The 8,872-nt window shown below is 64.8% G+C and carries 7 protein-coding genes and 3 tRNA genes; all 10 read right to left on the bottom strand.

Going from position 1 to position 8,872, the window contains the following annotated elements:
* Positions 1 to 2 precede the first annotated feature (2 nt).
* A tRNA-Arg gene (locus tag MXC11_RS00950) sits at positions 3 to 76 on the bottom strand.
* A gap of 71 nt (positions 77 to 147) precedes the next feature.
* Positions 148 to 224, bottom strand: a tRNA-Arg gene (locus tag MXC11_RS00945).
* Positions 225 to 280: 56 nt separating this feature from the next.
* A tRNA-Ser gene (locus tag MXC11_RS00940) sits at positions 281 to 371 on the bottom strand.
* A gap of 72 nt (positions 372 to 443) precedes the next feature.
* A complete protein-coding gene (gene csrA / locus MXC11_RS00935; RefSeq protein ID WP_090211452.1) occupies positions 444 to 629 on the bottom strand; it encodes a carbon storage regulator CsrA in 186 nt (61 codons plus the stop codon).
* 181 nt (positions 630 to 810) lie between these two features.
* The gene (locus MXC11_RS00930; RefSeq protein WP_250003967.1) at positions 811 to 2,049 is read right to left on the bottom strand and encodes an aspartate kinase; all 1,239 of its coding nucleotides are present in this window, start codon (positions 2,047 to 2,049) and stop codon (positions 811 to 813) included.
* 97 nt (positions 2,050 to 2,146) lie between these two features.
* Complete coding sequence (gene alaS, locus MXC11_RS00925) at positions 2,147 to 4,771, bottom strand: alanine--tRNA ligase (protein WP_250003965.1); 2,625 nt, start codon at positions 4,769 to 4,771, stop codon at positions 2,147 to 2,149.
* A 107-nt stretch (positions 4,772 to 4,878) separates the two neighbouring features.
* A complete protein-coding gene (gene astE / locus MXC11_RS00920; protein WP_250003963.1) occupies positions 4,879 to 5,862 on the bottom strand; it encodes a succinylglutamate desuccinylase in 984 nt (327 codons plus the stop codon).
* Positions 5,863 to 5,899: 37 nt separating this feature from the next.
* Positions 5,900 to 6,211, bottom strand: a complete 312-nt coding sequence (locus tag MXC11_RS00915) for a GTPase (RefSeq protein ID WP_250003961.1) — start codon at positions 6,209 to 6,211, stop codon at positions 5,900 to 5,902.
* Positions 6,212 to 6,371: 160 nt separating this feature from the next.
* Positions 6,372 to 7,832 carry a succinylglutamate-semialdehyde dehydrogenase gene (astD, locus tag MXC11_RS00910; RefSeq protein ID WP_250003959.1) on the bottom strand — a complete coding sequence of 487 codons (1,461 nt, stop codon included), beginning with the start codon at positions 7,830 to 7,832 and terminating at the stop codon, positions 6,372 to 6,374.
* Entirely contained in the window at positions 7,829 to 8,857 is a 1,029-nt protein-coding gene (astA, locus tag MXC11_RS00905; RefSeq protein WP_250003957.1) for an arginine N-succinyltransferase, read from the bottom strand. The genes astD and astA overlap by 4 nt, the downstream gene beginning before the upstream one ends.
* Positions 8,858 to 8,872: the final 15 nt, after the last annotated feature.

Here is an 8,872-nt window from a genome sequence, read left to right as displayed (position 1 = left end):
GGCGCACTCGGGAGGATTCGAACCTCCGACCGCCCGGTTCGTAGCCGGGTACTCTATCCAGCTGAGCTACGAGTGCGTGGGGTGATGTTTAGCCAGCTCACCGCTGGATTTTGCTGCTCTGGATACTCGATCTTTCACAGATAAATATGGCGCACTCGGGAGGATTCGAACCTCCGACCGCCCGGTTCGTAGCCGGGTACTCTATCCAGCTGAGCTACGAGTGCGCAGGGCTGCCTGATTTCAGGCTTCGATGCCACCATCATGTGGTGGTAAGGAATAATGGCGGAGAGGGGGGGATTCGAACCCCCGATACCCTTTTGAGGTATACTCCCTTAGCAGGGGAGCGCCTTCGGCCACTCGGCCACCTCTCCGCAACACGGGGCGTACTATACTTCAGCCAACCCCGTTTGCAAAGCCTTGATTCGCTAAAAATCGAAAAAGAATCAATGGCTTGGTTCTTCACCCTTCTCTTTCTGGATGCGCTGGTAGATTTCTTCACGGTGCACGGCAACCTCTTTCGGTGCATTCACACCGATACGCACCTGATTGCCTTTGACGCCCAGCACGGTCACGGTGACATCATCACCAACCATCAGGGTTTCACCCACGCGGCGAGTCAGAATAAGCATTCCCTTTCTCCTTGTTTCGTCTGTTTCAGGACCACTGTCTGCAAAAAGTGACGCGATACCCGGGAGAGCATGAAAACCGGGGACTGCGTCCAGTATTGACCATGATTGCCACCTGTACAGGGACAAACCGGTCAGGGGTGACAAAAAGGTGCCATAGGGCTGCCTTTCTGCCTGCCGGACGTCACTCATCCATGCGGATGGGTGCGTCCAGTTCGAATGCACTGTGCAGGACACGCACGGCCAGCTCGAGGTACTTCTCCTCGATGACCACGCTGACCTTGATCTCCGACGTGGAGATCATCTGAATATTGATATTTTCCCGGGCGAGCGCTTCGAACATCCGGCTGGCCACCCCGGCGTGCGAGCGCATGCCAACCCCGACGATAGAGACCTTGGCAATCTGCGTATCGCCCAGCACCTCACCGGCGCCAAGGTCGGCCGCGGTCTGCGTCAGTACGGCCAGAGCCTTGTCGTATTCGTTGCGGTGTACGGTAAAGGTGAAATCGGTGGTGCGGTCGTGCGAGACATTCTGCACGATCATGTCCACCTCGATGTTCGCCGCGCTGATCGGCCCGAGCAGGCGGAATGCGACCCCCGGCATGTCAGGCACACCCCGAATGGTCAGCTTGGCCTCGTCACGGTTGAAGGCAATCCCGGAAATGATCGGCTGCTCCATGGCGCTCTCCTGATCGTCAAGGGTGATGAGGGTACCCGGTCCCTCCTTGAAGCTGTGCAGTACGCGCAGCGGCACGTTATACTTGCCGGCAAACTCCACCGAGCGAATCTGCAGCACCTTGGAGCCCAGGCTGGCCATCTCCAGCATCTCCTCGAAGGTGATGCGCTCAAGACGCCGTGCTCGAGGCACCACGCGCGGATCGGTGGTGTAGACCCCATCGACATCGGTATAGATCTGGCACTCATCCGCCTTCAGCGCCGCCGCCAGGGCAACGCCGGTGGTGTCCGAGCCGCCACGACCAAGAGTGGTGATATTGCCCTGTGCATCAACGCCTTGGAATCCGGCCACCACCACCACGCGCCCGGCTGCCAGCTCAGCACGCAAGCGTGCCTCGTCAATCTCCAGAATGCGCGCCTTGGTATGGGCGCTGTCGGTCAGGATGCGCACCTGACTGCCGGTAAAGGACACCGCCGGCACACCGCGCTGGAGCAGCGCCATGCTCAGCAGGCCAATGGTCACCTGCTCACCGGTAGAGAGAATGGCATCCAGCTCGCGCGGATCCGGCTGCGGCATGACCTGCCTGGCCAGCTCGATCAGGCGATTGGTCTCGCCACTCATCGCCGAAACCACCACCACAACCTCGTGACCAGCCTCGCGAAAGCGCTGCACCTTGTCGGCCACCTGCCCGATGCGCTCGATACTGCCCACCGAGGTTCCGCCGAACTTCTGTACGATCAGTGCCATGTGCCTGCAGCCTCCACCCTTGAAGGACGCGGCCTGATTGCCGCGTCACAGGTTGTTCAGAGCGCCCGCTGCACGCAGCAGGCGCCGCACTACCGGCTCACGCGCCGGCGACAAAAGCCTCAGTCAGCGCCAGCGCCTCGCCCAGTTTGCCCGGCTCGACGCCGCCACCCTGAGCCATGTCCGGGCGACCACCACCCTTGCCACCAACCGCCGCGGCAGCTCGCTTCATAAGCTCGCCCGCCTTGAACTGGCCGGTGAGATCCTGAGTAACCCCTGCCACCAGCACCACCTTGCCGTCCAGCTCGCCACCGAGCAGGATCACCGCCCGCCCGAGCTTGTTCTTCAGCTGATCGACCAGTGCCAGCAGCGCCTTGCCATCCAGCCCATCCAGACGTGCGGCCAGCACCTTGATGCCGTTGACCTCAATGGCCGAGCCGGCCAGATCATCACCAGCGGCACTGGCGGCCTTGGCCTTGAGCTGCTCCAGCTCCTTTTCCAGCTGACGGTTGCGCTCCAATACCCCGGCGAGCTTGTCGAGCAGGTTGTCACGCGAGCCCTTGACCAGAGCCGCCGCCTCCTTGAGTTGCTCCTCGGCACTGCCGAGGTACTCCAGCGCACTGGCACCGGTCACTGCTTCGATCCGGCGCACGCCGGCGGCCACACCGCCCTCGCTGACGATCTTCAGCAGGCCAATATCGCCGGTGCGCTGGGCATGGATGCCGCCACACAGCTCGACCGAGAAGCCCTCGCCCATGGTCAGCACCCGTACGCTCTCGCCGTATTTCTCGCCAAACAGCGCCATCGCGCCCTTGGCCTTGGCGGTGGCGATATCGGTTTCCTCGATCTCGACCGCGCTGTTACGGCGGATCTCGGCGTTGACCAGTGCTTCCAGTGCCTTGATCTGCTCGGGACGAATCGCCTCGAAGTGGCTGAAGTCAAAGCGCAGGCGCTGGCTGTTGACCAGCGAACCCTTCTGCTGCACATGCTCACCCAGCACCTGGCGCAGTGCGGCATGCAGCAGGTGAGTGGCCGAGTGGTTGAGCGCCGTCGCACCGCGCACCGAGCCATCGACCTGCGCCTCGAGCACCTGCCCGACGCGCAAACTGCCCTCAGCCACGACGCCGTGGTGCAGGTGGGCACCGCCAGCCTTGGTGGTGTCACGCACATCAAAGCGCACACCCGCAGCATCGCTCAGGTAACCGCAGTCACCGACCTGACCACCGGATTCGGCATAGAACGGTGTGCGATCCAGCACCACCACACCCTCCTCGCCCTCGCCCAGCTGCTCGACGCTCTCGCCCTCACGCAGCAGAGCCAGAATCTGCCCCTGACCGAAGGTACCGTCATAGCCGGTGAACAGGGTGTCCGCCTCGATCTTGATCAGGCTGTTGTAGTCCATGCCAAAGGCACTGGCCGAACGGGCACGCTCGCGCTGGGCCTGCATCTCACGCTCGAAGCCATCCTCATCGACCGTCAGGCCGCGTTCACGGGCAATGTCAGCGGTCAGATCGACCGGGAAGCCGTAGGTGTCATAGAGCTTGAACAGCACATCACCCGGAATCACGCTGCCCTTGAGGCCGGCCAGATCCTGCTCAAGGATCTTCAGGCCCTGCTCCAGGGTCTTGGCGAACTGCTCTTCCTCGGTCTTCAGCACCCGCTCGATCTGCGCCTGCTGACGCTTGAGCTCAGGGTAAGCCTCGCCCATCTCGGCCACCAGCGCCGCAACGATCTTGTGGAAGAAGGCGCCGCGGGCGCCCAGCTTGTTACCGTGACGGCAGGCGCGGCGGACGATGCGGCGCAGCACATAACCGCGGCCCTCGTTGGACGGCGTCACGCCATCGGCAATCAGGAAGCTGCAGGAGCGGATGTGGTCGGCTACCACCTTGAGGGACGGCGCACCGTCGTTGGCGCAGCCAATCGCCGCCGCCGAGGCCGCCAGCAGGTGCTGGAACAGGTCGATCTCGTAGTTGGCATGCACCTTCTGCATCACCGCAGAGATACGCTCAAGGCCCATGCCGGTGTCCACGCTGGGCGCCGGCAGCGGATGCAGCACGCCGTCCGCGGTGCGGTTGAACTGCATGAACACGTTGTTCCAGATCTCGATGAAGCGATCGCCATCTTCCTCGGGCGAGCCGGGCGGGCCACCCCAGATGTGCTCGCCATGATCGAAGAAGATCTCGGTGCACGGGCCGCACGGGCCGGTATCACCCATCGCCCAGAAGTTATCCGAGGCATAGGGCGCGCCCTTGTTGTCGCCGATGCGCACGATCTTCTCGGCCGGCACGCCGACTTCCTGGTTCCAGATCGCAAAGGCCTCGTCATCCGTGGCGTAGACGGTGACCATCAGCTTGTCTTTCGGCAGGCCCAGCCAGTTGGGCGAGGTGAGAAATTCCCAGGCGTAGTGGATGGCATCGCGCTTGAAATAATCACCGAAGCTGAAATTGCCGAGCATCTCGAAGAAGGTGTGATGGCGCGCGGTGTAGCCGACGTTCTCCAGGTCGTTGTGCTTGCCGCCGGCACGCACGCACTTCTGGCTGGTGGTCGCGCGGGTGTAGGCCCGCTTCTCAAGGCCCAGGAAGCAGTCCTTGAACTGGTTCATGCCGGCGTTGGTGAACAACAGGGTCGGATCATTCGCCGGGATCAGCGAACTGGAGGCAACACGGGTGTGCCCTTTCTCTTCAAAGAAACGGAGGAAGGCTTCACGGATTTCTGCGCTTTTCATCAATTTTTCTCGCAAGACTGCGGTCGGGCCTGGCCGGCAAAGGCGGCCATTATATAGACAAGCATCCAAGGCGCGCATCGGCGGGCTCTATGGCCTCGATAGCCCACTCAGGCCGGCACCACGATCAGCCCGGCACGCTGGCCAACGGCCACCCGTGGATTGGGGAAGACGATCCGCGCGCCAGCCTCCTCGACCATCCAGCGCCGCCCCTCGGCATCCTCGGCGAGCAGACTGCCCAGCGCCAGCGGGGCGAAATTGGGCAGATCATCCGCCAGATGCAGACGAAACGCCGGGCTGTGCTTGATCAGCTCATGCGCAATGGCAAAGTGCTGCACCGCATGCCCCTCATCGCCGGGCAGCGACTGCGCCTCGATCAAGGCCTCCAGCATGTGCTGCACCTGCGCCAGCTCAGCCGGCGGATTGCTGCCAAAGGGCAGTGCCCGCCCAAGCTCCAGGGTCAGTGCCTCGGTGGCGTAACCGCGGGCAGTAAAAGCACTGAAGGTCGCGGCGGGGCGATTGTTCTGCAGCAGCGCGCCGATACCGGCCGTCTGCAGGATCGCCAGCAGCCTAGAGGATACCGGCTGATCACTGCAGGGGCGCAGCGCGAACTGCTCGATCATCGACAGCCGCAGCGCGGTATGCAGGTCAAGGTGCAGGCGCACACGCCCCTCTTCTGTGAAGAAGGCCGCCACCTGCTGCTCCAGCTGCGCCGCACGCAGCGACTCCGTGGCACTGATCACTTCGTGCACGCCGCCAAACAGACGATTCAGGTCATGCTCAACATAGCGCTCTGCGCGGCGCAGCGCCGCTGGATTGCCCAGCACCAGCAATACGCGACAGGCCGGACGCAACTGCCCGGCCGCGATGCGGTGCAGCAGCCGCTCCAGCAGCTCGACTGGCGCGGTTTCGTTGCCGTGGATCCCGGCCGACAACAGCAGATCAGTGCCCTGATCACACCCGGCCGGCGGCGTGATCAGCAGTACGCCATCGGTTTTCCAGTGCAGGCGCGTGCCATCGGCGCACAGCTGGATCTTCTCCGACGGCTCGCGCTCGCCAAGGGTCAGTTCGAGCAATCGTCCCAGCGCTAACATGGCAAGACTCCTGTGCAATCGGCGATGGTCGCCTGAATCAGTGCGTGTTGCAGCCGCAGTCGGCACCGTGCTCGTGCAGAGGCTCGGCCTCGTCGTCATCGTGGTCGAAGGTATCGATCGGCTCAAGCTCCACCGCCAGCGACAGCTGATTGACCGCCTGCGGGCGCATCACCAGCAGCGGAATGTCGCTCTCGCCCTCCACCGACTCGGCGTAGATCATCAGGCCGCCCTGCCCGTCCGGCTCCAGCCACAGTTCGCGGCCCTCCAGACGGATTGCCAGACGGGCGCTGCTGCTTTCGCGGCGCTCGCCGGCGGCATCTTCAAGGATCAGGGACAGGTTGTCGGTCATGGCGGCACTCTCAGGGCAGCGAAAACGGAAGATGTCGCCCAGCTTAAAGATTTGCCGGCATTCGTCCAGCGCCGCGCAGCCTGCCCGCACGACAGATCGGCCTGTGCCTCACAGCACCCGCGCTGCTCCATGCGTTCAGCCGGCAGACAAGCGGGCTGTTTTACAGCTGCACCCCGGGCGGCAGGCTGGCCGGCAGCACCGGCTGCTCAGCCTCCAGCGAGGCGACCGGATAGGCACAGTAGTCGGCGGCATACCAGGCGCTCGGCCGATGATTGCCCGAGGCGCCGATACCGCCGAAGGGCGCGCTGCTGGCAGCGCCGGTCAGCGGGCGATTCCAGTTGATGATGCCAGCGCGGCTGTGCAGCAGGAACTGCGCATACCGCTCGCGTGAATCGGAGATCAGCCCGGCGGCCAGACCAAAGCGGGTGGCGTTGGCCTCGGCCAGTGCAGCGTCAAAGTCGCGGTAACGGATCACCTGCAGCAGCGGGCCGAAGTATTCCTCGTCGGGCCGCTCAGCCACGGTGCTGACGTCAAGAATGCCCGGACTCAGCAGCGCCGTACCCGGCTCCAGCCGGCGCATGGCCAGCCGCGACGTGGCACCACGCGCCAGCAGTGCATCCTGGACGGCGAGCAGGCGGTCAGCCGCCTGCAGCGAGATCACCGCGCCCATGAACGGCGGCGGATCGGCATCAAAACGCCCAACGCGCAGACGCCCGGCAACCTCGACCAGCCGCGCCAGCAAGCGCTCGCCCCAGACGCCCTCGGGCACCAGCAAGCGCCGCGCGCAGGTGCAGCGCTGCCCGGCAGACAGAAAGGCGCTCTGCACGATGCACAGCACCGCAGCGTCCAGATCCACCACCTCCTCGACCAGCAGCGGGTTATTGCCGCCCATCTCCAGGGCGAGGATCTTCTGCGGCTGCGCGGCGAACTGGCGATGCAGCGCCAGACCCGTGGCGCTGGAGCCGGTGAACAGCAGGCCATCGAGCCCGGGCTCCGCAGCCAGCGCCGCACCGGTCTCGCGCCCACCCTGCAGCAGATTGAGCACGCCGGGCGGCAGGCCCGCATCGATCCAGCAGCGCAGGGTCAGCTCGGCCACCGCCGGGGTCTGCTCGCTGGGTTTGAACAGCACGCAGTTGCCGGCCAGCAGCGCCGGGACGATATGCCCGTTGGGCAGGTGGCCGGGGAAGTTGTAGGGGCCGAACACCGCCAGCACCCCGTGCGGGCGATGGCGCAGGACGCTCTGCGCATCGCCCAGCGGCGCACTGCGCTCAGCGGCACGCTCGGACTGGGCGCGGATCGAGATGGCGACCTTGGCGATCATACTGGCCACCTCGGTGCGCGCCTCCCAGAGCGGCTTGCCGGTCTCGCGACCGATCAGTTGTGCCAGCGCCTCACGGCGCCGCTCAAGCTGCTGCGCAAAGCGCTCCAGCAGCGCGATACGCTCCGCCAAGGGCCGCGCCGCCCAGTCCGGAAAAGCCTGGCGCGCCGCGGTAACGGCCGCGGCCACTTGCGCTGCGCTGGCGGCCCGACCCTGCCAGAGCAACCGCTGATCACAGGGATCGTGCGATATCAGCGCTTCCCCCTCCCCGGGCAGCCAGCGGCCGTCCAGGTACAGGCTCATCGCCAGCCGACCTGCGGCGACAGCGGCACCGCGCGCACCTGGGCACCGGCGCTCAGGCACAGGCGCCGGGCCGTGGCGGCATCCACCACCAGGGTGCCGGCCGCCGGACGGGCGCGCCCGACGGTGATCCGGCACTCCTCGCGCTTGCGGTTGTGGATCAGGAACGCGGGCGCTTCCTCGCCCGGTGTGCCGATGGCCAGCACCAGGGTCTGGCTATCGCGCACCGCACGGATGCTCGCCGTCTCGCACTCCAGCGCCGGGCCGCCATCGAAGATGTCGATGTAGCCCTGATAGGTGAAGCCCTCGGCGCGCAGCATGGTCAGCGCAGGTTCAGTATCGCGGTGTACCCGCCCGATCACCGCCCGCGCCTCCTCGCTGAGAAAGCAGGTGTAGAGCGGGAATTTGGGCATCAGCTCGGCGATGAAGGCCTTGTTGCCCACCCCGGTCAGGTAGTCGGCCTGGGAGAACTCCATGCGGAAGAAGTGCCGGCCCAGGCTCTCCCAGAACGGTGCGCGGGCATTGTCATCGGAGATGCCGCGCATCTCGGCAATCACCTTGTCACCAAACAGCGCCGGGAACTCGGCAATGAACAGAAAGCGCGCCTTGGACAGCAAGCGCCCACAAAGGCCGCTGTGCCGGTAACGGGCATCCAGAAACAGCGAGCAGACCTCGGTGTGGCCGGTGAGATCGTTGGCCAGAAACAGCGTGGGGTTCTGCCGGTAGATGCCCAGCGCCCGCGAGGCACTGACGGTCAGACCCACCCGGAAGTTGTACCAAGGCTCGCGCAGCCCCACCGCCCCGTTGATCGCGCTGATGCCGATCACCTCGCCGGCGTCATTCTCCAGCACGAAGAAATAATCAGCATCAGCCCGCTCGGCAGCCCCCTGAAAGGACTTTTCCGCCCAGCCGACCCGCTGGGTCAGACGCTCCTCGCTGTCCGGCAGCGATGTCAGGCCGGCACCGGTGCTGCGCGCCATGTCGATCAGCGCAGGCAAGTCGCTGCTGCGCACGGGACGAACGATCATCGCATCGAACTCCAT

Source organism: Pseudomonas eutrophicaquae (assembly GCF_023544715.1).
GTDB lineage: Bacteria > Pseudomonadota > Gammaproteobacteria > Pseudomonadales > Pseudomonadaceae > Geopseudomonas.
The sequence above is the reverse complement of the archived record's forward strand: the minus strand, read 5'-3'. Positions and strand labels throughout refer to the sequence as shown.

Excerpts from the sequence above, each read along its gene's own strand:
- alaS (WP_250003965.1), bottom strand. The coding sequence starts at position 4,771 with ATGAAAAGCGCAGAAATCCGTGAAGCCTTCCTCCGTTTCTTTGAAGAG.
- MXC11_RS00915 (WP_250003961.1), bottom strand. The coding sequence starts at position 6,211 with ATGACCGACAACCTGTCCCTGATCCTTGAAGATGCCGCCGGCGAGCGC.
- astA (WP_250003957.1), bottom strand. The coding sequence starts at position 8,857 with ATGATCGTTCGTCCCGTGCGCAGCAGCGACTTGCCTGCGCTGATCGAC.
- astE (WP_250003963.1), bottom strand. The coding sequence starts at position 5,862 with ATGTTAGCGCTGGGACGATTGCTCGAACTGACCCTTGGCGAGCGCGAG.
- MXC11_RS00930 (WP_250003967.1), bottom strand. The coding sequence starts at position 2,049 with ATGGCACTGATCGTACAGAAGTTCGGCGGAACCTCGGTGGGCAGTATC.
- csrA (WP_090211452.1), bottom strand. The coding sequence starts at position 629 with ATGCTTATTCTGACTCGCCGCGTGGGTGAAACCCTGATGGTTGGTGAT.
- astD (WP_250003959.1), bottom strand. The coding sequence starts at position 7,832 with ATGAGCCTGTACCTGGACGGCCGCTGGCTGCCCGGGGAGGGGGAAGCG.